The organism is Pseudalkalibacillus hwajinpoensis (assembly GCF_039851965.1).
Lineage (GTDB): Bacteria > Bacillota > Bacilli > Bacillales > Guptibacillaceae > Guptibacillus > Guptibacillus hwajinpoensis_E.
This window is the reverse complement of record NZ_CP156674.1, coordinates 2,198,163-2,222,534: the sequence shown is the minus strand read 5'-3', so window position 1 is coordinate 2,222,534 and position 24,372 is coordinate 2,198,163. Positions and strand designations below refer to the sequence as shown.

Annotated in this window: 24 protein-coding genes; 8 read left to right on the top strand and 16 right to left on the bottom strand. The window is 41.0% G+C overall.

Features of this window, described 5'->3' with window-relative positions; genetic code table 11:
- Positions 1-93: 93 nt before the first annotated feature.
- The 3 genes from ABFG93_RS11700 to ABFG93_RS11690 are packed head-to-tail and all read right to left on the bottom strand — an operon-like array spanning position 94 to position 2,237.
- A complete protein-coding gene (locus ABFG93_RS11700; protein ID WP_347548217.1) occupies positions 94-291 on the bottom strand; it encodes a DUF951 domain-containing protein in 198 nt (65 codons plus the stop codon).
- A 28-nt stretch (positions 292-319) separates the two neighbouring features.
- Positions 320-1,189, bottom strand: a complete 870-nt coding sequence (locus ABFG93_RS11695) for a mechanosensitive ion channel family protein (protein ID WP_347548216.1) — start codon at positions 1,187-1,189, stop codon at positions 320-322.
- 25 nt (positions 1,190-1,214) lie between these two features.
- The gene (locus tag ABFG93_RS11690) at positions 1,215-2,237 is read right to left on the bottom strand and encodes a YkvI family membrane protein (protein ID WP_347548215.1); all 1,023 of its coding nucleotides are present in this window, start codon (positions 2,235-2,237) and stop codon (positions 1,215-1,217) included.
- Positions 2,238-2,362: 125 nt separating this feature from the next.
- On the opposite strand from ABFG93_RS11690, the gene yyaC reads away from it, so the two are divergent.
- On the top strand, positions 2,363-2,992 hold the full coding sequence (gene yyaC / locus ABFG93_RS11685; RefSeq protein WP_347548214.1) for a spore protease YyaC: 630 nt from the start codon (positions 2,363-2,365) through the stop codon (positions 2,990-2,992).
- 42 nt (positions 2,993-3,034) lie between these two features.
- Here yyaC and ABFG93_RS11680 read toward each other — a convergent pair whose 3' ends face one another.
- From ABFG93_RS11680 to rpmH, 13 genes are all read right to left on the bottom strand, one after another.
- Positions 3,035-3,748 carry a DUF554 domain-containing protein gene (locus ABFG93_RS11680; RefSeq protein WP_347548213.1) on the bottom strand — a complete coding sequence of 238 codons (714 nt, stop codon included), beginning with the start codon at positions 3,746-3,748 and terminating at the stop codon, positions 3,035-3,037.
- 11 nt (positions 3,749-3,759) lie between these two features.
- The gene (locus ABFG93_RS11675; RefSeq protein WP_347548212.1) at positions 3,760-4,908 is read right to left on the bottom strand and encodes an aminotransferase class V-fold PLP-dependent enzyme; all 1,149 of its coding nucleotides are present in this window, start codon (positions 4,906-4,908) and stop codon (positions 3,760-3,762) included.
- Between the two features lie 69 nt (positions 4,909-4,977).
- On the bottom strand, positions 4,978-5,823 hold the full coding sequence (locus ABFG93_RS11670) for a ParB/RepB/Spo0J family partition protein (RefSeq protein WP_347548211.1): 846 nt from the start codon (positions 5,821-5,823) through the stop codon (positions 4,978-4,980).
- Positions 5,816-6,577 carry a ParA family protein gene (locus tag ABFG93_RS11665; protein ID WP_347548210.1) on the bottom strand — a complete coding sequence of 254 codons (762 nt, stop codon included), beginning with the start codon at positions 6,575-6,577 and terminating at the stop codon, positions 5,816-5,818. The genes ABFG93_RS11670 and ABFG93_RS11665 overlap by 8 nt, the downstream gene beginning before the upstream one ends.
- Before the next feature lie 157 nt (positions 6,578-6,734).
- Positions 6,735-7,574, bottom strand: coding sequence for a nucleoid occlusion protein (gene noc / locus ABFG93_RS11660; protein WP_347548209.1), 840 nt, complete (start codon positions 7,572-7,574; stop codon positions 6,735-6,737).
- 118 nt (positions 7,575-7,692) lie between these two features.
- Positions 7,693-8,406, bottom strand: coding sequence for a 16S rRNA (guanine(527)-N(7))-methyltransferase RsmG (gene rsmG, locus ABFG93_RS11655; protein ID WP_347548208.1), 714 nt, complete (start codon positions 8,404-8,406; stop codon positions 7,693-7,695).
- Positions 8,407-8,425: 19 nt separating this feature from the next.
- Entirely contained in the window at positions 8,426-10,309 is a 1,884-nt protein-coding gene (gene mnmG, locus ABFG93_RS11650; protein ID WP_347548207.1) for a tRNA uridine-5-carboxymethylaminomethyl(34) synthesis enzyme MnmG, read from the bottom strand.
- Between the two features lie 24 nt (positions 10,310-10,333).
- The gene (gene mnmE, locus ABFG93_RS11645; RefSeq protein ID WP_347548206.1) at positions 10,334-11,710 is read right to left on the bottom strand and encodes a tRNA uridine-5-carboxymethylaminomethyl(34) synthesis GTPase MnmE; all 1,377 of its coding nucleotides are present in this window, start codon (positions 11,708-11,710) and stop codon (positions 10,334-10,336) included.
- A 224-nt stretch (positions 11,711-11,934) separates the two neighbouring features.
- Complete coding sequence (gene jag / locus ABFG93_RS11640) at positions 11,935-12,555, bottom strand: RNA-binding cell elongation regulator Jag/EloR (RefSeq protein ID WP_347548205.1); 621 nt, start codon at positions 12,553-12,555, stop codon at positions 11,935-11,937.
- Positions 12,552-13,319, bottom strand: a complete 768-nt coding sequence (gene spoIIIJ / locus ABFG93_RS11635; RefSeq protein WP_347548204.1) for a YidC family membrane integrase SpoIIIJ — start codon at positions 13,317-13,319, stop codon at positions 12,552-12,554. The genes jag and spoIIIJ overlap by 4 nt, the downstream gene beginning before the upstream one ends.
- A 59-nt stretch (positions 13,320-13,378) precedes the next feature.
- Entirely contained in the window at positions 13,379-13,600 is a 222-nt protein-coding gene (gene yidD, locus ABFG93_RS11630; RefSeq protein ID WP_347548203.1) for a membrane protein insertion efficiency factor YidD, read from the bottom strand.
- The gene (rnpA, locus tag ABFG93_RS11625) at positions 13,597-13,971 is read right to left on the bottom strand and encodes a ribonuclease P protein component (RefSeq protein ID WP_347548202.1); all 375 of its coding nucleotides are present in this window, start codon (positions 13,969-13,971) and stop codon (positions 13,597-13,599) included. The genes yidD and rnpA overlap by 4 nt, the downstream gene beginning before the upstream one ends.
- Before the next feature lie 77 nt (positions 13,972-14,048).
- Positions 14,049-14,183, bottom strand: a complete 135-nt coding sequence (gene rpmH / locus ABFG93_RS11620; protein ID WP_048311109.1) for a 50S ribosomal protein L34 — start codon at positions 14,181-14,183, stop codon at positions 14,049-14,051.
- Between the two features lie 648 nt (positions 14,184-14,831).
- Here rpmH and dnaA point away from each other — a divergent pair.
- From dnaA to gyrA, 7 genes are all read left to right on the top strand, one after another.
- Positions 14,832-16,184, top strand: coding sequence for a chromosomal replication initiator protein DnaA (dnaA, locus tag ABFG93_RS11615; protein ID WP_347548201.1), 1,353 nt, complete (start codon positions 14,832-14,834; stop codon positions 16,182-16,184).
- Positions 16,185-16,379: 195 nt separating this feature from the next.
- The gene (gene dnaN, locus ABFG93_RS11610) at positions 16,380-17,522 is read left to right on the top strand and encodes a DNA polymerase III subunit beta (RefSeq protein ID WP_347548200.1); all 1,143 of its coding nucleotides are present in this window, start codon (positions 16,380-16,382) and stop codon (positions 17,520-17,522) included.
- 330 nt (positions 17,523-17,852) lie between these two features.
- Positions 17,853-18,065: a S4 domain-containing protein YaaA gene (gene yaaA / locus ABFG93_RS11605; RefSeq protein ID WP_347548199.1), complete on the top strand. Its 213-nt coding sequence runs from the start codon at positions 17,853-17,855 to the stop codon at positions 18,063-18,065.
- 14 nt (positions 18,066-18,079) lie between these two features.
- Positions 18,080-19,198: a DNA replication/repair protein RecF gene (recF, locus tag ABFG93_RS11600; protein WP_347548198.1), complete on the top strand. Its 1,119-nt coding sequence runs from the start codon at positions 18,080-18,082 to the stop codon at positions 19,196-19,198.
- A 9-nt stretch (positions 19,199-19,207) separates the two neighbouring features.
- Complete coding sequence (remB, locus tag ABFG93_RS11595) at positions 19,208-19,480, top strand: extracellular matrix regulator RemB (protein ID WP_347548197.1); 273 nt, start codon at positions 19,208-19,210, stop codon at positions 19,478-19,480.
- 71 nt (positions 19,481-19,551) lie between these two features.
- A complete protein-coding gene (gene gyrB / locus ABFG93_RS11590) occupies positions 19,552-21,480 on the top strand; it encodes a DNA topoisomerase (ATP-hydrolyzing) subunit B (protein WP_347548196.1) in 1,929 nt (642 codons plus the stop codon).
- A gap of 152 nt (positions 21,481-21,632) precedes the next feature.
- Positions 21,633-24,197, top strand: a complete 2,565-nt coding sequence (gene gyrA / locus ABFG93_RS11585) for a DNA gyrase subunit A (protein WP_347548195.1) — start codon at positions 21,633-21,635, stop codon at positions 24,195-24,197.
- Positions 24,198-24,372: the final 175 nt, after the last annotated feature.

The following is a 24,372-nucleotide window of genomic DNA, read 5'->3' as shown; positions in this document are numbered from 1 at the left end:
ACGACATACCTTGTCAATTATAGAGATGGAAATGCAAAAAAACAAGCTTCCTCCTTTAGCTTTCATCGAAAAAGACCGCCCTTATAAGGACGGTCAGGATTCAGCATGCTCAAGAACTTTTTTGAGTTTTCTAGAAAACTCTTTTCGGGGCAGCATTACGCTGTGCTCACATCCAAGACATTTTATCCGTATGTCCGCCCCCATTCGAATGACTTTCCAGCGATTCTCACCACAAGGATGAGCTTTTTTCATTTCAACTACGTCTTTTAAACCAAATTCTTTCTCAGACATCAGGATCCACCCCTTTATGCTTTTTCTTTCACTTCACCTGTTGATCACGCTGGTACATGACAACGCGAGGGAATGGTATTTCAATTCCTCTCTCATCAAGGCGCTGCTTGACTTCTTTACGGATTTCACGGCCGATTGCCCAATGCTCCATTGGTTGCACTTCTGAAATAATTCGGAGAACAACCTCTGAAGGGCCGAGTGTTTGTACACCAAGATACTCCGGTTTTACGATCATGGCATCAAACTTCTTATAAAGCTCGTCCATCAACTCTATAATAATTTCTTCTGCTTCTTGTATTTGTTCTTCATAAGCGATGCTAACATCCACTACAGCAACACTATTATGAATCGAGTAGTTCGTCACTTGATTAATATTACCATTCGGTAGAATGTGGAGTTCTCCTGTCCAGCTTTTAATTTTCGTGACACGTAAACCGATCTCCTCCACAAACCCTTCGATTCCAGAAATGCGAACATAGTCACCTACAGAGAATTGTTTTTCAAAAATGATAAAAAAGCCAGTGATAATGTCACGGACAAGGTTTTGAGCACCAAAACCAACGGCTAGACCCACAACTCCAGCCCCAGCTATTAACGTTCGTACATCCACTTCAAACTCACTTAAAATCATGACCAGAGCAATAAAATAAGTTGCATATGTCAGGATATTTTCGATTAATCGAATGAGCGTAGCTTCTCTTCGTTCCGATAATCGAAGAGGACTTTTTAAACGAATGGCAAATATTTGACTAAGAGCTGATTTTGCGATTCGAAGAAAAATCCATGTCCCGACCAAAATAGCAATAATTTTAAGCGTGCTGGCTGATAGGTTAATCCAGAGCTCACGATTGGATAAATAATCGTAGGCAGTTCTCCAAATTGGCTCTAACCAATCCACCCATCATCCCTCCCAGTTTTTAGTGTTATGATAACAAATCATACCTTTTTAGAACCGGGAAAATCAAGATAGATGCTAAAATATAGAGATTAAGAACCCCGTATAGAGGGTATAAAAAACCAACTAGTGTTGAAAAACCAAATGTTGTAAATGGAAGCATAATTGCTACTACTAGAAAGGCAATAACCCATAAAGGAAGACCGAGTATATCTCGGAATCTTGCGGTCAGTCCAAAAACACCACTCACTGCTGTTGTGTAGATCGCTGACCATAACAATACTGACATAATGAGAATCATATAATACGGATAGTTTTTCAAAATCGCGAATAAAGGAATTTCATAGACGAGTAAATCATGTGCTACTTGAATTAGTGATTGATTATAGAGAAATGAAACCCCTCCTAGAATGATGCCACTCCCAATACTTGCAATCCAGATTTCTCCTTTTGATTTAATTTGATGACCAACAGCTGAAAGAACCGCTACAAGAGGCAGAATATTAAGAGCCGTGAAGGTGAATGCCGCCGGCCAGTTCGATTGTTTAGCCAAATCAAAAAGCATCGCATTCTCGTTAGAGTTAATAAAAAGAATAAGCACGGCAAGTAAGAGGAGAATAAGTAAAGGGAGAATCAATGCATTCATTGAGAGCATACCGTTTATATCCCAGAAGAAGAGCACAATAACAAGGGCGGCAAGAATGCCAATACCCAACCAGTATGGCAAATGGACAACTTCCATTGTAGCGCCGCCTCCTGCAAACATGACAATCGTTGTTGTAAATAAATAAAGAATAATCAGCACATCATAAATTCCTGTTAGTCTTTTCCCAACCAATCGCTCTAGAATTGGAATGTAGTGGCTAGAATTTGTTTCAAAGCTTATTTTCATAATCACATAGCAACAAATCGAAAACATCACTGTAAATAAGGCAATTGCTAGAACGCTCTCATGTCCAAAAAATTGCCATAATTCCCTCCCAGACGCATATCCTGCACCAATCATCGTTCCTAATATAAGAAACAGCCATTTGAATCCACCGCTCCACATGGCATTCCCTCCTCAGTCAATTTGCTTAGCGAATGAAGCAAATAACAAGTAAAATCTGTAGCTTTATGTATAGATCGCTTAAAGATTCCGTATACTGTTACTACTATTACAAAGGAGAGAATCCTATGAATCTTCGAGACAAGTTTTTTCAAAAAAAGCCTGCTGCTTATCGAATCCATCATGAGGATACTCTTGCTATACAAACACTTAGTGAGAGGGTTTCCCTTCTGCTACCAGAGCGAAAAGCGGATTCCATTGTAATTGTCTGTATCGGTACGGATCGCTCAACGGGGGATGCACTCGGTCCTCTTGTTGGAAGCAAATTACAAGAGCTCAAGCTAGAGGCTACGGTATATGGTACGCTCGAGTCTCCTGTTCATGCTGTAAATTTAAATGAGGTGATGGACACGATTGATCAACAGCATCGAAACCCGTTTATCATCGGGATTGATGCCTGTCTTGGACGCCTTCATTCAGTAGGGATTATTACAGCAGGAGAGGGACCTGTTAAACCAGGTGCCGGAGTGAAAAAGGAACTTCCTGAGGTAGGAGCAATCCATTTAACCGGGATTGTGAATGTAAGTGGATTTATGGAGTATTTTGTTTTGCAAAACACACGATTGAATCTTGTCATGAAAATGGCAGATATCATGGCTCTAAGCCTTCATCAAGCACTTGAAGCTTATGCAAGTGATATACATCCAGAGAGAAAAAAACGTTCAACCTGGGGAGACGACCTGCTCCAGCTCCCATAAAAAAATCCCTTTCCTGGAATCTTTTACCCGGAAAGGGTTTTTTTAAAATAAAGACGGAGCCAGATGAACCAGGGTAACTAGCCCGGCCGCTACTAAAAGGGCTGGAAGAAAGTTTGCTACCCTAATTTTAATAATGCCGAGTAAATTTAAACCAATAGCTAGGATCATGATTCCTCCCGCTGATGTAATCTCAGTTATAAAGGCGTCAAGGAGGACCTGTGGGACGAATCGATTAATTTGGGAGGCAAATAAAGCAATTAACCCCTGGTAAATCATAACTGGAAAAGCGGAAAACAACACACCATACCCAAGTGTTGCTGTAAATATGATGGCTGTGAAACCATCTATCAGCGACTTTGTATAAAGAATCGAGTGATCATTTCGAAGCCCGCTATCAAGCGCCCCCAGAATCGCCATCGCCCCGACTACATAAACAAGGGTAGCAGTTACGAAAGCTTGTGCAACACTTCCCTCTGCTGTAGCTCCAGTTTTTCTCTCAATCCATTTCCCTACTTTGCCAAGCTTCCCTTCAAGATTCCAGTATTCACCCAGCATTCCACCAAGAACCAGGCTACCAATGACGATAAGAAACTGTTCACTCTTCATCGCCATTTGCAGACCAATGACGACGATAACGAGGGCAAGCCCCTGCATGATCGTCGTTTTCATCCGTTCTGGTATTTTGCTGCTAATCGTCCCAATCAATGAACCTGCTATAATCGCCACGCCATTTACAACAGTACCTAAAATCACCATACTACCTCTCCTCAGCCAAAGTAACCTTCTACTATTTGAGCGATTGCCCGGATCACTTTTTCAATTTCTTCTTTTGTATTGTAAGGTCCTACGCTTAATCGAACCGTGCCATGCTCAATTGTTCCAATAGATTCATGGCCTAGAGGCGTACAATGCAGGCCTGCTCGTACAGCTATGTTGTAATGTTGATCAAGAATAATCGCTATTTCCTGACTATCAATTCCCGCTATCGTAAACGGTACTACACCAAGGCGATCATGCTCAGGACCATAAATGTGAACAAAATCGATCTTCTTCAATCCATTGATCAGCTGCGAAACAAGGCGGTCTTCGTGCTCACTTATCGTATCGAGCCCCATCCGCTTTACTGCTTCAAGACCAGCCAATAATCCAGCAATGCCCGGTGTATTCAGTGTGCCGCTTTCCAGTCGTTCTGGAAGAAGATCAGGCTGGTCAATTAATTCAGAACGACTTCCTGTTCCACCATGGTGTAATGGAGTAAGTTCAATTCCCTCCCCAACGATTAAGACTCCCGTTCCCTGAGGACCAAGTAAACCTTTATGACCGGGGAATGCGAGCATATCAATGTTCATTTCTTTCATGTGAATAGGTAGGACACCTGCCGTTTGAGAAGCATCAACAAGAAATGGAATCTGTTTCTGCCGAGCCACTGCGCCAATCACATCTAGTGGAAGTTTTTTTCCAGTTAAATTTGACCCGTGAGTTATGACAATCATTTTCGTTTGATCGGTAATATTGCTCTTGAAAGCCTCCAGATCAAACCATTCCGATTCACCTGTATTTACATAGTCAATCACGATACCGGTTGTTTTCTTCATGTATTCAAGTGGACGACGGACCGAATTATGTTCGAAAGAAGTTGTTAGAACATGATCTCCTTCTACAAACGGAAACCCCTTTATAGCCTGATTAAGGGCACTCGTTGCATTCGATGTAAAACAAACCCGATCAGGAAGATCAAACCCAAAAAACGCTGCCAACTGCTCTCTGGTACGGCGAATCGTATCATCAGCACGCTTCGATAGCGCATGACCGCCTCTTCCAGGGTTTGCTCCGTACTCGGTTATAGCTTCTGTCATGGCTTGAACGACTTCAGGTGGCTTTGGAAAAGATGAAGCTGCTTGATCTAGATATATCACATAAACACCTCAAATTTTATGTCAATTGTATAATAAAAGCATAAACTGCGTCCCAGTTTATGCTTTTTATTAATTACCTTCTTTTTCAATTACATCAAGAATTCGAGCAAGGTCTTCTTCAGAGAAAAATTCAATTTCAATTTTCCCTTTTTTCTTGGATCTTTTTATCGACACAGAAGTGCCAAGCCGTTCTCGAAGACGATTTTCCTTTTCTTTAAGAAAAGGATCAGGCTTTTCATCTTTCTTAGTTTCACGTGAAACATTTTCATTCAATTGCGTAATCAACTGCTCCAATTGCCTGACGTTCATTTTTTCTTTTACTACTCGATCAGCTAGAGGCTTTCTATCATCTTTTTTCTTCAGTCCAAGAAGAGCACGACCATGCCCCATTGTAAGCATTCCTTCCGAGATATAATTCTGTACATCTGAAGGAAGCTGAAGCAAGCGGAGAAAATTCGTTAGGTGTGGCCTGCTTTTACCGAGACGCTTAGCAAGCTCCTCCTGTGTTACTTCCGTTTTCTCCATCAATTTCTGGTAAGCTAGCGCTTCTTCAATTGGATTTAAATTTTCTCGCTGAAGATTTTCAATCAGCGCAATCTCCATCATTTTCTGGTCCGATAACTCTTTCACAACAGCAGGAACTGTTTTAAGTCCCGCTTCCTTTGATGCACGATATCTTCTTTCTCCGACCACGATTTCATATCCCTTGATGCTCTGTCTGACAATCAATGGTTGAAGTACACCAAATGTTTGAATAGACGTACTTAATTCTTCAATTGCTTCTTTGTGAAATGTTTTTCTCGGTTGATATGGATTTGGGCGCAGATCGCTGATGGGGATTTCTTTGACGATTTCGTCCTCATTCTGAGAAGGGAATAACGCGTTAATCCCTTTCCCCAATCCACGATTAGCCATTGTCTAACACTTCCTTTGCAAGTTCTAAATATACTTCGGCGCCTCGAGATTTTGGATCGTATACAATAATTGGTTTCCCGTGACTTGGTGCTTCGCTTAATCGCACATTACGGGGGATAATAGCTCGGTATACTTTCTCTTGAAAATATTTTTTAACTTCCTCGATTACCTGAATGCCGAGATTCGTCCTCGCATCAAGCATTGTTAACAGAACACCTTCAATTTTCAAATCGGTATTTAAATGTTTCTGCACGAGTCGAACCGTATTTAACAGCTGACTCAATCCTTCAAGCGCATAGTATTCACACTGCACAGGAATTAGTACTGCGTTCGCAGCCGTGAGAGAATTGATCGTTAACAACCCAAGTGAAGGAGGACAATCTATTATAATATAATCATATTTTTTTTCAACTTTCGTTAGCGCTCGTTTCAACCTTAATTCCCGGGAAATGGTCGGAACAAGCTCAATTTCTGCACCAGCAAGCTGAATAGTTGAAGGAATAACATGAAGATTTTCTACAATTGTCTCCTGGATGATATCTTCAGCTTCCATATCGTCTACGAGAATATTATAAACACAATGTTCTATTCCCCCTTTTTCAATTCCAACACCACTTGTAGCATTTCCCTGAGGATCAATATCAACAAGCAAAACTTTCCTTCCAAGATAAGCGAGACATGCACTTATATTCACCGACGTTGTCGTCTTTCCAACCCCGCCTTTTTGATTCGCTACAGCAATGATATTTGCCAAGATGTCACCCACTCTCTTCAAAAGCAGTTCTTTCTCTCATTTTATCATTTTTAAAATCGAGTGGATGTCATTTTAAAAATAATCCATATCTGTAAAACTGATTCAAATGAAAGAAAATCACCTGTTGATACAAAAAACTCACCCGAATGGATGAGTTTCACTTCTTTTTAGGAATGCGTATGGTGAATTGATAATATTCATCGTGGTCTTCTTCGTCCGTATCAATCATTAATCCAGTTTCAGTGACCATATCGAGTGATTGACGGATCGTATTCACAGCTAAACGCATGTCTTTACTAACAGATTTCTTTCTTGGCTTTGGCTTAGGGACGGTACCCTCAAGCATACGTACAACACGTTCTTCCGTCTGCTTTACATTCCACTGCTTCTCAAGCACTTCTGCAAGAACCTTAACCTGGTTCTCAGGGTTCTTGAGCGGTATGAGAGCTCTAGCATGTCTCTCCGTAATCTTCTTCTGTAGCAGCGCTTGCTGAATAGGTTCAGGCAATTTTAATAACCTGAGCTTATTAGCAATGGTTGATTGACCTTTGCCGAGACGCTGGGCAAGACTTTCCTGAGTTAAATCATGAAGTTCAATAAGTTGTGCGTAAGCCATCGCTTCTTCTACAGCAGTTAGTTCCTCTCGCTGCAGGTTCTCGATCAGGGCTATTGATGCCGTTTGTGAATCATTAAATTCTTTAATAATAGCAGGAATTCGTTCCCATCCAAGCTTTTTAACAGCTCTCCATCGACGCTCCCCGGCAATAATTTCATACTTTCCTTCACGTTCTCTCACCACAATTGGCTGAATAATTCCATGGGTCTTAATGGTTTGAGATAGTTCAGCAATTCGCTCATCTATAAAAATTGTTCGAGGTTGGAAACGGTTCGGAATGATTTCATCTACTAGAAGCTGCTTCACTTCCTCTTGTTCTACTTCCATCGTCTCGTTTTTCTCATCGTTCAAACCGAAAAGACGTGAAAACGTATGCTTCATCGCCTAACACCACCTTTAATCGACTCCTTAACTGATTCGTTGCTATAAAACATAAATCCTTCCATCGTAGCAGTGTTCCATGCGAAACACTTTTCCGTTCAAATGCAGTCCATTTCTATTATAAAGGATTTTTATTTGGTGTGCCTGGCTTTCTTGGATATTTTTTTGGTGTCGCTTTTATTTTTTTAATCGTTACAATGTTTCGCTCGCTTTTTTCACCTGGAAGGGTCAGCGTATCAAGTTCTTCTACTTCCCCACCTAGTAACGTAATCGCCTGTTTACCAGATTCGAGTTCTTCTTCGACATTGGGACCTTTTAAAGCGACAAAATATCCACCTTGCTTTACAAGGGGCAAGCACAATTCACCAAGAACTGACATGCGCGCAACAGCCCTTGCTGTTACTACATCGTACTTTTCCCGATGTGATTTATTTTTCCCAAATAATTCTGCACGATCGTGGAAGAACGATACATTCGATAACTTTAACTCGGATGATAGATGTTCCAAAAAGCCAATCCGTTTATTAAGTGAATCGACAATGGTGACGTTTAAGTGTGGAAAGCAAATTTTGATAGGAAGGCTTGGGAACCCTGCCCCAGCCCCTACATCGCAAATGTGATAATTAGAAGAGAAATCAAATGAGAACGCGGCCATAATAGAGTCAAAGAAATGCTTTTCATATACTTCTTCTTTTTCTATAATAGCCGTCAGATTCATTTTCTCGTTCCATTCAACTAGGATCTTATAGTATGTTTGAAATTGATGAAGCTGTTCAGGAGAAAGTGTGATCCCTTTCTCCATTAACTGCTCCTGAAACTGTTGTTCGTTCATAGCTCCCCCGCTTTATCCATTATTTTGCAACCTTTGCGATCTTACCCTGCTCAATATAGACAAGTAAAATTGAAACATCAGCTGGATTGACACCGGACACACGAGACGCTTGACCTATTGAGAGCGGACGTACTTCATCAAGCTTTTGCTTCGCCTCATTCGCAAGGCCGTTAATCGCATAGAAATCAATCGCGTCTGGAATCTTCTTCTCATCCATCTTCTTCATACGTTCTACTTGTTGAAGACTTTTATTAATATAGCCACTGTATTTAATCTGAATCTCAACTTGTTCAGCAACATCTTCTGGAACTTCTACTTCCGCTGGTGCTAGTGTCTTAATCGCATCATATGTGACTTCTGGTCGCTTAAGCAGGTTAGCTGCATGTAGGGCTTCCTTCAACTCTGTGCTGTTTTCTGGAAGGACTGCATTCACCTTTTCACCCGGTTTAATGACGATCGATTCAAGACGTTTTATTTCTTTTTCAATCATATCTTTTTTAGCAAGGAAACGATCATAACGTTCCTTAGAAATCATACCAATCTCATAGCCGATTTCAGTAAGTCTTAAGTCTGCATTATCATGACGAAGAAGCAAGCGGTATTCAGCACGTGATGTTAATAAACGGTAAGGTTCATTCGTCCCTTTCGTTACAAGATCATCGATTAAGACGCCGATATACCCTTGCGAACGATCGAGAATAACAGCCTCACGTTCCTGTGCATTACGTGCAGCGTTAATCCCTGCCATGATTCCCTGACCTGCAGCCTCTTCATAACCAGAAGTACCATTTAACTGTCCTGCAGTAAAGAGGTTCTTGACCGTCTTTGTTTCGAGTGAAGGCCATAGCTGCGTAGGTACAATAACGTCGTATTCGATCGCATATCCCGCACGCATCATTTCAACATTTTCTAGACCCGGTACTGTTTTAAGAATTTGACGCTGCAGATCTTCAGGAAGACTTGTAGATAGTCCCTGCACATAAACTTCCTTTGTATTACGTCCTTCAGGCTCAAGGAAAATTTGATGACGTGGTTTATCGTTGAAACGAACAATTTTATCCTCAATAGATGGACAATAACGAGGTCCTGTACCTTCAATCATACCCGAATACATCGGAGAACGGTGAAGGTTGTCGTTAATCAGCTTATGCGTCTCTTCTCCTGTATACGTTAACCAGCAAGGCAGCTGATCTGTAATAAATTCTGTTGTTTCATAGGAAAAGGCACGCGGCTTTTCGTCGCCTGGCTGAATTTCCGTTTTGCTATAATCAATGGATTTATTGTTTATACGCGGCGGTGTACCTGTCTTAAAGCGTACCATATCAAATCCAAGGTCCTGCAAATGGTATGATAAATTAACAGAAGGCTGCATGTTATTTGGTCCACTTTCATAGGAAAGATCCCCAATAATAACACGTCCTCGCATAAATGTACCTGTTGTAAGGACCACAGATTTAGCTTCATACTCTGCACCGGTTTTCGTGATCACGCCCTTACATACTCCATCTTCAACGATTAGCTGCTCAACCATCCCCTGCAAGAGTGTAAGATTTTCCTGTTCTTCAATCGTTTTCTTCATTTCACTCTGGTAAAGGACTTTATCAGCCTGTGCACGTAATGCACGGACTGCTGGCCCCTTACCTGTGTTAAGCATACGCATCTGGATGTGTGTTTTATCAATATTTCGTGCCATTTCGCCACCAAGTGCATCGATTTCACGAACAACAATCCCTTTTGCTGGACCGCCTACACTTGGATTACATGGCATAAATGCGATGGAGTCCAGATTGAGCGTAAGCATAAGAGTGTTCGCACCCATTCTCGCTGAAGCGAGTCCCGCTTCAACGCCCGCATGACCAGCCCCGACAACAATAACATCATAAGAATCGGCTTTATAACCCATTGCCGTATTCCTCCTTTTAACTTCTTATTTCCCAAGACAAAACTGCGAAAATAACTGATCAATCAAACTTTCCGAAACTGTATCTCCTATAATTTCCCCAAGAATTTCCCAGGTACGTGTAATATCAATCTGAACCATATCAACCGGCATACCTGCTTCAATTGCTCCCAGAGCATCTTCTAGCGTTCTTCGAGACTGTTCAAGAAGAGCGATATGCCTCGAGTTCGATACATACGTTAAATCTTGAGACTCTACTGAACCCGAAAAGAAAAGCTCAGAAATCGATTTCTCCAGCTCGTCAACACCCTGTTCGTGTTTTAAAGAAGTTGTTATGATAGGATGCTCGAGAGCAAGTTCCCTGACCCTTTTTAAGTCAAGTTTCTCATCGAGGTCTGTTTTATTTATAATAACAATAACGTCCATGCCTTCTACTGCCTTGAAGAGTTTTTCATCTTCTTCAGTCAGTTCATCATTATAGTTAAGCACTAGCAGGATTAGATCCGCCTGTTTTAACCGTTCACGAGAGCGCTCTACACCAATTCGTTCAACAAGATCTTCCGTTTCACGAATGCCCGCTGTATCAACCAGTCTGAGTGGCACGCCCCTCACATTAACATACTCTTCAATTACGTCTCGAGTCGTTCCAGGCACATCTGTGACGATCGCCTTGTTTTCATGTACTAGACTGTTTAATAGAGAAGATTTCCCAACATTAGGCCGTCCTATAATAACGGTAGAAAGTCCTTCACGGAGTATTTTACCCTGTCTTGCCGTTACGAGAATGCTTCTAATTTCTTCTTCTACCTCTTTTAACTGGGTCGTTAAAAGATTCTGAGTCATTTCTTCTGCATCATATTCCGGATAGTCAATATTAACTTCTACATGAGCAACTGTTTCAAGCAATTGTCGCCTCAGTTTTGTAATCAGTGTAGAAAGGCGACCTTCCATTTGATTTAATGCCACATTCATAGCACGATCCGTTTTTGCACGAATTAAATCAATCACAGCTTCAGCCTGCGACAGGTCGATCCGTCCATTCAAGAACGCTCGCTTCGTAAACTCTCCAGGCTCAGCTAGACGAGCTCCACCTCTTAACACCAGTTCTAAAACGCGATTAACGGACACAAGACCACCATGACAATTGATTTCAACAATGTCTTCTCTCGTAAAAGTCCTCGGACCTCTCATGATCGAAACCATGACTTCTTCTGCTGTTTGATCTGTATCTGGATCAATGAGATGGCCATAATGGATTGTATGAGAATCTACTGTTGCGAGCGATTGCTTCCCTTTATACAAGGTATCAGCAATCTTAACCGCTTCTGATCCACTAAGACGGACAATCGCAATGGCTCCTTCTCCCATTGGCGTCGATATCGCAGCAATTGTTTCATATTCCAATTCTATTCACCCCTCTTTTCCACACAAGTTGGTCGCTCTATTTTAGTTGAATATCTATTTTGAATGCTAGTATTAGTTTAACCAATTATCCACAGTGGATAACTCTCTACAAAAACCCAGAGATCAATCCACAATACCTTTTAGTGTAACCCATTTTAACATAAAAAGAAATAAGTATGCCCGCACATAGAAAAACCTCCGAGCAAGCGCCCGGAGGTTATCTTCTATTTATGACGTGGAACAATAACCACACGTCGATGTGGGTCGTTTCCATCTGAGTGAGTTGAAATCCCCTTCTTATCTTTTAAATAAAGGTGGATTACTTTTCGTTCAAGCGACGGCATCGGTTCTAGCTGCACTTCCCTATTCGTAACCATCGCTTTGTTCGCAAGACGATCAGCCAGTTTCTTAAGCGTATCTTCTCGTCTTTCACGGTAATTCTCTGCGTCGAGAACTACACGGACAAATCGGTTAGAAAATCGGTTGGCGGCGAGATTCGTCAAATATTGCAGTGAGTTCAAAGTTTGGCCGCGCTTCCCTATCAATATCGCAATTTTTTCACCAGATAGCGTAAAGAAAAGATCTCGATCTTCCTTTTTACCTTCTATTCTAGCTTCAACTCCCATGTTGCTAATGACTTTTTCTAAAAAAGCCCTCGTTTGCTCCATGATGTCAGGTTTCTCACTTACTTTGATGCGGGCGGGCTTTCCTCCAAAACCTAAAAATCCTTTTTTAGGCTCCTCAATCACTTCAACATCTACATTCTCTTCAACCGTTCCAATTTGATTCAGCGCATCCTGGATGGCTTCTTCAATTGTTTTCCCCGTTACCGTAACGCTTCTCACTTTTTGGCTCCTCCCGTATCCGTATTCGCGGTTTTAATGGCAGGTTTTGTAATAAAGTAAGTTTGAGCAATCATAAAGATGTTACCGACTACCCAGTAAAGCGCAAGCGCAGATGGGAAGTTGATCGCAAATACAATGATCATAATCGGCATTACATAAAGAAGCATTTTCATCTGTGGCTGCACTGTGCTGCCGCTACCCATCATGATTTTTTGCTGGATGAATGTTGTCACACCGGCCAGTAGTGCCAGAGTGATATCTGCATCTCCAAGGCTAAACCAGAGGAAGTTATGCGTAGCAATTGCTTCTGTACGCATGATGGCATGATAAAAACCAAGAAGTATTGGCATTTGAACTAAAATCGGTAAACACCCTGCAAGCGGGTTTACACCATTTTGCTGGAAGAGCTGCATCGTTTCTTGTTGAAGCTGCTGCTGCGTCTTCTGATCTTTACTGCTATATTTTTCTTTAAGTTTCTGCATCTCTGGCTGCAATTCCTGCATAGCCTTTGAACTTCTCGTTTGTTTAATCATTAATGGAAGTAACACCAGGCGAATAAGTATGGTAACAATCATAATTGAAAGTCCATAATTCCCATCCCCAGTTAAGTCAGCAAAAAATGTTAATAGCATGGAAAGCGGATATACAATATACTCGCTCCAGAATCCCGTGCTTTCCGCATCAATTGGTTCATTAATGTTACATCCTGAAAGGACCGCAACGAGACCAATCAATAGAAATGCGAGGGTTAGTTTTTTCCTCACGCTTCATCCTCCTTGCAATCATATCTCGACAAAGATTTATGTAAGTAAAAGCGATGCCTTTATTTCTTTTTATCCGGAACTGGATCAAAGCCTCCAGTATGAAATGGATGGCACTTTGAAATTCTTTTAACCGTCAACCACGATCCCTTAAAAAAACCATGCTTTTGATAAGATTCAAAGCTGTAATGAGAACAGGATGGGTAAAAACGACAAGATGGAGGGGTTAATGGAGAAATGACTCTCTGGTAGACGCGAATTAGCATCATAGCCAGTTTGTTCATCTCGTTTTCCTCCCCTTTCCACTTTGTTTCGTACCCTTTAATACATGTGCACGATTAAGCACGTGCATTAAACTACTCTTCACTTCTTCAAAACTCATATCTGATGCAGGCTTTCGAGCAATAACGACAAAATCATAAGGAAACTTAATCTGATCGGATAATTGATGAAAGGATTCACGCACAAGGCGCTTCACTCGATTTCTCGTCACAGCATTGCCGATTCGCTTACTCACTGAAAGGCCTATTCGAAATTGAGGTTGGTCACTTCGCTTTAATACATAAACTACAAATTGTCTGTTTGCAGTTGAGTTTCCGTTTTTAAACACGTTCTGAAACTCAGAATTTTTTTTAATCCGGTAGTTGCTATTCAATCCGCACACTCCCAGTGTTACTTGGATAAGCATATTATAAACCTTATCTTAAAAAAAGACCACTGATGATCAGTGGTCTATGCAGACAATACTTTTCTACCTTTACGGCGACGACGAGCAAGAACTTTACGTCCGTTTGCTGAGCTCATACGTGCACGAAAACCGTGAACTTTTTTACGTTTACGTGTGTTTGGTTGAAACGTTCTTTTCATTCTATTACACCTCCCTGAGGATAAACTGTATATAGACAGTCCAAGTAATTATAAGAAAAAAGGGTACTCATTGTCAAGTTCAAACCAGAATTCCCTTTTTATCCGATCAAAAGATGCAATTTTTCCTCCCACTAATTTCGCGCCCTTACATTATTAAATTTCAATTAATCAACGGTCTACACACAGGCCAAAAATGGTGTGTGGATAACTACTTTCGACATTTTTCAGTTATTCACATCACTTATCGACAGGTTCTACACAAAATCTAGTGCTGTGGACAGTTGTAGTCCACAAGATATGTACTCTGTGGATAACTTCCTGAAAATCATTGCAAACACGCTATTCTTTTGTTATGATATTTGTGTTTTAACTCGTGAATAACATTAGACCTGTTATTAGAAGTCCACAGACTGTGGATAAATATGTGGACAGTTGCTAAGGCCTGTTAATGGTCCTGTCCACATCCCTGTGAACTTAGTCGATAATTCGACTTTCTTCTATATTATATGCTCCGCTTCGATATTGTGGACAGCATAATTATTCGCAAATATTCAAATGGGTATACAAAGGTTGTACGTTGGCATAACAGTCGAGTATCGTCAGCGGTTACAGCCTGTTTTTATTTTGGAAACAAAAGGAGGGACTTCGTTGGATAACATCACGGATCTCTGGCAGCAGGCTTTATCTGAAATTGAAAAGAAATTAAGTAAACCGAGTTTTGAAACGTGGTTAAAGTCAACTTCTGCTAACAGAATGGAAGGCGACACCATTATCATAACTGCTCCCAATGAGTTCGCTAGAGACTGGCTGGAGTCCAGATATTCAAGCTTAATTACTGAAACGCTACTGGAACTGACGGGTAGTGAGCTACAAGCGAAATTTATCATTCCGCAAAATCAGTCTGATAGCGATCTGGATCTAGAACAGTCTATGAAAAAGAAACCCAAGGCAAGCCCCGCTCAGGAAGAGCACCCTCAAAGCGTGCTTAACTCAAAATATACGTTTGACACATTCGTTATTGGATCGGGAAATCGTTTTGCACATGCAGCATCTCTTGCAGTGGCAGAAGCACCTGCAAGAGCATACAATCCGCTCTTTATTTATGGGGGAGTTGGACTCGGAAAAACTCACCTAATGCATGCTATTGGTCATTATGTGATTGAACACAACCCCAATGCGAAGGTAGTTTATTTATCATCTGAAAAATTCACGAATGAGTTTATTAACTCCATTCGTGATAATAAAACAGTCAATTTTCGCAATAAATATCGGAACGTAGACGTGCTATTGATCGATGATATTCAATTTCTAGCTGGAAAGGAACAAACCCAGGAGGAATTTTTCCATACGTTTAACGCTCTTCATGAGGAAAGTAAGCAAATTGTCATTTCAAGTGATCGACCGCCTAAAGAAATACCAACATTAGAAGATCGGTTACGCTCACGATTTGAATGGGGATTAATAACTGATATTACGCCTCCTGATCTTGAAACGAGAATTGCTATTCTCAGGAAGAAGGCGAAAGCAGAAGGTCTTGATATTCCTAATGAAGTGATGCTCTACATTGCTAACCAGATTGATACGAATATTAGAGAGCTAGAGGGAGCATTAATCAGAGTGGTTGCTTACTCTTCGTTAATTAATCAAGATATGAATGCCGATTTAGCAGCAGAGGCACTCAAAAACATTATTCCTTCATCAAAACCAAGAGTGATCACAATTCACGATATCCAAACAGTTATTGGTGATCATTTTTCTGTGAAGCTTGAGGATTTTACTGCTAAGAAGAGAACAAAATCAGTTGCTTTCCCACGTCAAATTGCGATGTACCTTTCCCGAGAGCTTACTGATTTCTCACTTCCTAAGATCGGAGAGGAATTCGGGGGAAGAGACCACACGACAGTTATTCATGCGCATGAGAAGATTTCAAAACTGGTGGATTCTGACCAGGAGCTTAATAAGAAAGTGCAGGAAATTGTCGAACAGCTTAAAAATGGATAATCTTCTTTTTGTGGATATTACTTAATAGAGTGTGTACAATTTTGATTAGTTACTAACACACTATCCACAAGTGGATAACTTTAGTGCCATGGGTTGATGGTGACTTATCCACACATTCACAGCCCCTACTAGTAAGACTACTACTTTTTTAAATAATAATTATATAATCACGGTCATTTATTTAGGAGGTCAATTATGCGTTTTACGATTGAGAGAGATCATCTAGTTTCTAGCGTATCTGATGTAATGAAAGCTGTATCTTCAAGAACAACAATACCAATTCTAACTGGTATCAAAATTGTTGCTAGTGATGAAGGGGTTACCCTTACAGGAAGCGACTCTGATATTTCAATCGAATGTTTCATTCCCTCAGAAGAAAATGATAAACAAATCGTTGAAATCTCTCAGATGGGAAGCATCGTTTTACAAGCACGCTTCTTCTCAGACATTGTAAAAAAACTACCTGGTGATCAGGTGGAAATAGAAGTAATGGATAGTTTAACGACACGAATTCGTTCAGCTTCTTCAGAATTTAATCTAAATGGACTTGATCCTGAAGAATATCCTCGTCTTCCAGAAGTGGAAGCAAAGGAAGGTTTTCAAATTCAGGCTGACCTGCTTAAAAGCATTATTAGACAGACTGTTTTTGCTGTTTCTACTTCTGAAACCAGACCAGTGTTGACAGGTGTAAACTGGAAACTAGAAGAAGGTGATTTGAACTGTACTGCTACAGATAGCCACAGACTCGCACTTCGAACAGTAAAGGTTGAACCGAATGATCATAACCTTTCATTTTCCAATGTTGTCATTCCTGGGAAGAGCCTGAGCGAGCTTTCTAAAATCATTGATGACAATGAAGAACTGGTCGATATTACAGTGACCGAAAACCAAATTCTCTTTAAATCCAATCATATTCTATTCTTCTCAAGACTTCTCGACGGAAACTATCCAGACACAAGTCGTCTGATTCCAAATGACAACAAGACAAACGTAACAGTTTCAGCCAAAGAACTTCTTCAAGCAATTGATCGAGCTTCCGTTCTTGCTCGTGAAGGTAGAAATAATGTCGTTAAACTTGCAAGCATCGAAGAATCAACACTTGAAATTTCATCGAACTCTCCAGAGGTAGGGAAAGTTATTGAACAGGTTCAAGCTCATTCCTATGATGGTGAAGAGTTGAAGATTTCTTTCAGTGCGAAATATATGATGGACGCGCTCAAGTCAATGGACTCAAGTGAAGTAACGATTAGTTTTACTGGCGCTATGAGACCATTCTTGATCAAACCAATTGAAGGCGCAGCAATCATGCAGTTGATTTTACCTGTCCGCACATACTAAGCGAATAAGATCATTACAGATAAAGTGAAACTTCCATCAAAGGGGTTTGGCTTCATCCAACCTTTGACGATTAGTTAAACTGATCGGATCTTTAGGGGAATTTGACCCCCACCTAAACGTCTAACCTACGTTTTGTGGTGGGGGTCTTACTGTACCTTGATTTGGGATAAAATGGAGCTGCTGAGTAGTTAACTTCCAGCAGCTTTCTCTTTTTCAAAGAAATCGTGCTTTTCTCATGCGTTTTACTGAAAAAAGAGGTATAATAAACTATTGTCATCCTTCAGAACTAATTTAGTAAATTAGCACGGAAGGAAAATGAGGTGAACGAAAATGAATGAAATTAAATTAATAAAAGAATACATTACGCTTGGTCAACTTCTTCAGGAGGCCGGGGTAATCAATACAGGCGGAATGGCAAAATGGTTTCTGGCGGAATATGAGGTCTATGTAAACGGCGAACTAGAAGACCGACGTGGCAAGAAACTATATGATCAGGATGTCATCACGATTCCTGGCGTTGGAGAGTTTGTTGTATCTAGCTGAATGGGGGTCTCCCGTTGCACCTAAACACATTGAAAGTTACGAACTATCGAAATTATGGCAAGCAAGAACTGCAGTTTGAAAATAACGTTAACGTTTTTCTTGGGGAAAATGCCCAGGGAAAAACAAATATCATGGAAGCCATCTATGTACTTGCTATGGCCAGATCCCATCGTACGCCAAGAGATAAAGAATTAATCAACTGGGACGAGGAATATGCTAAAATAGAAGGTAGAATTGAAAAGCGAAATGGTCCCCTCTCCCTCCAACTGGTTATTTCCCATAAAGGTAAGAAAGCCAAATTAAATCAATTGGAACAGCAGAAGCTCAGTAATTATATCGGTGCATTGAACGTAGTTATGTTTGCACCCGAGGATCTTAACCTTGTTAAAGGAAATCCGGGCGTACGCAGACGTTTTATTGATATTGAAATTGGTCAGGTTCAACCAGTTTATCTTTATTATCTTGGTCGATATCTGAAACTTCTCCAACAGCGAAACAGTTTACTTAAAACCCTTCGCTATAAACAAAATTCTGACTATGTCATGTTAGATATTTTGACCGAACAATTAATTGAGGCAGCTGCGAATATTTATTTACGTAGAGTTCGATTCGTTCAACTCCTTCAAAAGTGGGCTGAACCGATTCATTATGGAATAAGCAGAGGGCTTGAGAAGCTTGAGATCCATTATAATCCTACTGTTGAGGTATCAGAACCATCCGATTTGTCGAAAATAGTAGATGGATATAAGCAAAAGTTTGATAAAATTAAAGAAAGAGAAGTGGAACGTGGCGTTACACTCGCTGGGCCGCATCGAGATGATTTGTCGTTTTTTGTAAATGGGAAAGACGTCCAAACATTTGGTTCTCAGGGGCAACAGCGTACCACTGCTTTATCGCTTAAGCTTGCTGAAATTGAATTGATTCATAGTGAGGTGGGAGAATACCCTTTGCTACTTCTCGATGACGTATTGTCTGAATTAGATGATTTCAGACAATCGCATCTTTTAAATACAATTCAAGGGAAGGTTCAAACCTTCGTTACTACAACGAGCGTTGAAGGGATTAACCATGAGACGCTTGAGGAAGCAACTACTTTTCAAGTACAGGACGGACGAATCGAAAAAGTGAAATGAGGTGAAGTGGTGTTTATACACTTAGGAGAGGACGTTGTTGTTCAATCAAGAGATGTTGTTGGCATTTTTGATTGGCAGGTTATGGAGGAAGCAGAAATTACAAATGAATTCTTGCATCGCCATCAGAAAGACAGGCTAGTAGAAGATATCGGTGGAGAATTAACAAAATCGATCGTTATCACTACGGATACAGTTTATCTCTCTCCATTATCTTCACTAACTTTGAAAAGAAGAGCTTATTCGGTATCCGATAGTGTTGAAATTCGCGAGGAATCATCTTGAAAACCAGGTTGTCTGTCACACAGCAAACTGAATTGAGTCTATCTTTGAATAGAGAAATGTAGGTGAACGATATGACATTAGAGCAACAATCTAATAAAGAAACATACGATGAAAGTCAGATCCAGGTCCTTGAAGGCCTTGAGGCGGTTCGAAAGCGTCCTGGTATGTATATAGGTTCCACTAGTAGCCGTGGACTGCACCACTTAGTCTGGGAGATTGTTGATAACAGTATCGATGAAGCCCTGGCAGGTTACTGTTCACAGATTACGGTAAGCATTGAGGAAGATAACAGCATTACGGTAGAAGATAATGGACGCGGGATCCCGGTTGGTATTCAAGAGAAAATGGGGCGTCCTGCAGTAGAAGTTATCATGACCGTCCTGCATGCAGGCGGTAAATTTGGTGGCGGAGGCTATAAAGTTTCCGGAGGACTGCATGGTGTAGGAGCATCTGTCGTTAATGCCCTTTCTTCAAAGCTTGAAATTACTGTCGAGCGTGAAGGAAAAGTTTATTACCAGAGCTATACACGCGGTGTACCTGATGAAGACTTGAAAATAGTAGGCGAAAGTGACATTACTGGGACAACGATTCATTTCATACCAGATACCGAAATTTTCACCGAAACGATTGAATATGAATTTGATCTCCTCGCACATCGTTTAAGAGAACTTGCTTTCTTAAACCGTGGCATTAAAATCGTTGCTCAGGATAAGCGTCCTGAAGAAAAGATACGCAATGAATACCACTATGAAGGTGGTATTAAATCCTACGTTGAACATTTAAATCGCACGCGCGAGGTGCTGCATGAAGAGCCAATTTTTGTTGAAGGCGAGCGGGAAGGTATTTCGGTTGAAGTTGCCGTTCAATATAATGATGGTTTCGCTAGCAACATTTATTCATTTGCGAATAATATCAACACGCACGAAGGTGGAAGCCATGAATATGGTTTCAAAACAGCCCTAACACGAGTTATTAATGATTACGCAAGAAAAAACAGTTTGTTCAGAGAGAGTGACCCTAACTTAACCGGTGATGATGTCCGTGAAGGATTAACGGCGATCATTTCCATTAAGCATCCGGATCCACAGTTTGAAGGTCAGACTAAGACGAAGCTTGGTAATGCAGAGGCCCGCACGATTACGGAATCGATTTTTGGAGAGAAGTTCTCTACTTTCCTTTTTGAAAATCCCCTGGTAGCTAAGCAGATTGTTGAAAAAGGTCTTATGGCCTCAAGAGCGCGTGCTGCAGCTAAGAAAGCAAGAGAGTTAACAAGACGTAAAGGTGCACTTGAAGTAAGTGCCCTCCCTGGTAAGTTAGCAGATTGCTCTTCTAAGGATGCTTCCATTTCAGAGCTTTATATTGTTGAGGGTGACTCAGCCGGCGGTTCTGCAAAGCAGGGCCGTGATCGACACTTCCAGGCAATTTTACCGCTAAAAGGTAAAATTCTAAATGTCGAAAAAGCTCGTCTAGATAAGATTCTATCTAACAATGAAATTAGAGCGATTATCACTGCACTGGGCACAGGTATAGGTGAGGATTTTGATTTATCAAAAGCACGTTATCATAAACTTATCATCATGACAGATGCTGATGTTGACGGGGCACACATTAGAACGCTACTATTAACATTCTTCTATCGTTATATGCGTCCATTAATTGAAAATGGTTATGTTTATATTGCCCAGCCGCCTCTTTATAAAATCACTCAAGGGAAGAAAATCACTTACGCTTATAACGACCGCGAGCTTGATATCATATATAATGATCTTCCTAAAAGCCCTAAGCCTGGTCTCCAGCGATACAAGGGTCTTGGAGAGATGAATCCTACTCAGCTTTGGGAAACGACAATGGACCCTGAATCACGTACAGTGCTGCAAGTTAACCTGCAGGATGCGATCGAAGCTGACGAAGTTTTTGATATGTTGATGGGAGATCGGGTAGAACCGAGACGAAACTTTATTCAGGATAATGCCCACTACGTGAAAAACCTGGATGTTTAAGAATTGAAAGGGGGATATTCCCCTTTTTCTTCTGTTAATGGAATCATTTAAGGCTTAAGTTGGCGTGCTTCTATATTGGATACACGTCATTCATCCCCCTTTCTATAATAAAGTTTTTAAGATGAACAAGAGTACAATTGGAGGTTTTCCGTATGTCTGATATGGAAAGATCGAGAGTTAAGGAAATAAATATTAGTCAGGAAATGCGCACCTCCTTCATGGATTATGCGATGAGCGTTATTGTTAGTCGTGCCCTTCCTGATGTGCGTGATGGTTTAAAACCTGTACATCGTCGTATTTTGTATGCCATGAATGACCTTGGTATGACTGCTGATAAAGCATACAAGAAATCGGCACGTATTGTTGGTGAAGTTATCGGTAAGTATCACCCACATGGTGATTCTGCCGTTTACGATACGATGGTGCGTATGGCTCAGGACTTCAGCTATCGTAATATGTTGATAGACGGCCACGGTAACTTCGGATCCATTGATGGCGATTCGGCAGCTGCGATGCGTTACACAGAAGCTAGAATGTCGAAAATCGCAATGGAAATGGTGCGAGATATTAATAAAGATACAATCGATTACCAGGATAACTATGACGGCTCAGAACGGGAGCCAATTGTTCTGCCTGCAAGGTTTCCGAACCTCCTTGTGAACGGTGCATCAGGTATTGCAGTTGGGATGGCAACGAATATTCCCCCACATAACCTTGGTGAAGTGATTGAGGGTCTTCTTGAGTTAAGCGTGAACCCAGAAATGACGATACCCGAATTGATGGAGTTTATTCCTGGTCCAGATTTCCCAACTGCAGCCGAAATTCTTGGACGTGAAGGAATTCGTAAAGCGTATACGACTGGGCGTGGATCGATTATTCAGCGTGCAAAAGCAGAAATAGAAGAGTACAGCAATGGTAAGAAAACCATTATTGTTTCTGAACTTCCATATCAAGTGAACAAAGCCCGATTGGTTGAAAAAATTGCAGAACTTGTTCGTGATAAAAAAATCGAGGGCATTACTGATCTTCGGGATGAATCTGACCGGAATGGTATGCGTGTGGTTATTGAAGTGCGTAAAGACACGAATGCAAATGTTCTATTAAATAATTTATACAAGCAGACGGCACTGCAAACGAGTTTTGGAATCAATACGCTGGCTCTCGTTGATGGACAGCCAAAAGTATTGACACTTAAAGAATGTCTTGAGCATTATCTTGAGCATCAAAAAGTTGTTATTAGAAGAAGAACGCAGTTCGAACTTAATAAAGCGGAAGCAAGAGCACATATATTAGAAGGTTTGCGTATTGCACTTGATCATCTTGATGAAGTGATTAAGTTAATTCGAGCATCTGAAACAACTGATATTGCGAGAGAAGGTCTTATGACGCAGTTCTCTCTCAGTTACGATCAATCTCAAGCTATTCTCGATATGCGTCTCCAGCGTCTGACAGGTTTAGAGCGGGATAAAATTGAGAATGAATACAAGGAGCTTATGACGCGAATTGCTGAATTAAAAGCAATACTTGCTGATGATGAAAAGGTTCTTGAAATCATTCGTGAAGAGCTCACGGAAGTGAAAGAGCGGTTTGCGGACAAACGTCGCACTGAAATCACAGTTGGATTTGATATGATCGAAGATGAAGATCTGATTCCAAAACAAAACATCGTCATTACCCTGACCCACAAGGGATACATCAAGCGTCTACCTATTGATACGTATCGTAGCCAGAAGCGCGGTGGTCGAGGAATCCAGGGAATGGGGACAAATGACGGCGACTTTGTAGAGCACCTTTTCACCACCCTGACACACAATACAATCCTTTTCTTCACAAACAAAGGGAAAGTATATAGACTCAAAGGCTATGAAGTTCCCGAATTGAGTCGAACAGCAAAAGGAATTCCGATTATTAATCTTCTTCAGATTGAAAAAGGTGAATATATCACTGCAATTATTCCTATTGAAGAGTTTGTCGATGATTGGTTTGTCTTCTTCGCTACCAGGCAGGGCGTCGTAAAACGTTCACCACTCTCAGCCTTCGCAAACATCCGTAAGGGTGGTCTGATCGCTATTAACTTTAAAGAAGATGACGAGTTAATGGGAGTGCGGCTTACTGATGGGTCGAAGGAACTGATTATGGGAACAAAACAGGGGATGGCTATTCGGTTCCAAGAGGTCGACGTGCGATCGATGGGCCGAACTGCTACTGGTGTTAAAGGAATAAGTCTCCAGGAAAACGACCAGGTCGTTGGAATTGGAATCCTTGATGAAGACCAGGATGTTCTCATTGTAACCGACAAAGGATTTGGAAAACGCACGCCTATTGAAGAGTATCGCGTCCAGAGCAGAGGCGGTAAAGGGATTAAGACATGTAATTTAACTGATCGAAATGGTGTTCTTACTGCGCTTAAGACCGTTACTCTTGAAGAAGAATGTATGATTATTACAGAGAGTGGCGTTATCATTCGTATCGACGTTAAAGACATTTCACAAACTGGAAGAAACACGCAGGGCGTAAGACTAATCCGTATTTCAGAAGGTGACTCTGTTGCTACAGTTGCAAAAGTTGAAATCAATGAAGAAGGAATTGAAGGCGAAGATATAGATGAGGAAGCAGTTATTGATGTTTCTGCTGAAGATCGCGTCGAATTAGAAGCTGAAGAAGTTCCTGAAGCTAATGAAGACAATGTTGATAATGGGGATTCTGAAGAGGAATAATACCAATGAGAGAGAAGGGGTGCAATCCCCTTCTTTTTTTGTGTTTTCTATTGCGTTATTCCATAGGAGATGATAAGATGTAATTCCGTCGCTTTGACGGGTTCGAATACCCCTTTGAAATTAGTTGTTAAAAACTTATCGAAAAGTGTTGACGGTATGCAGGTTAACATGATAT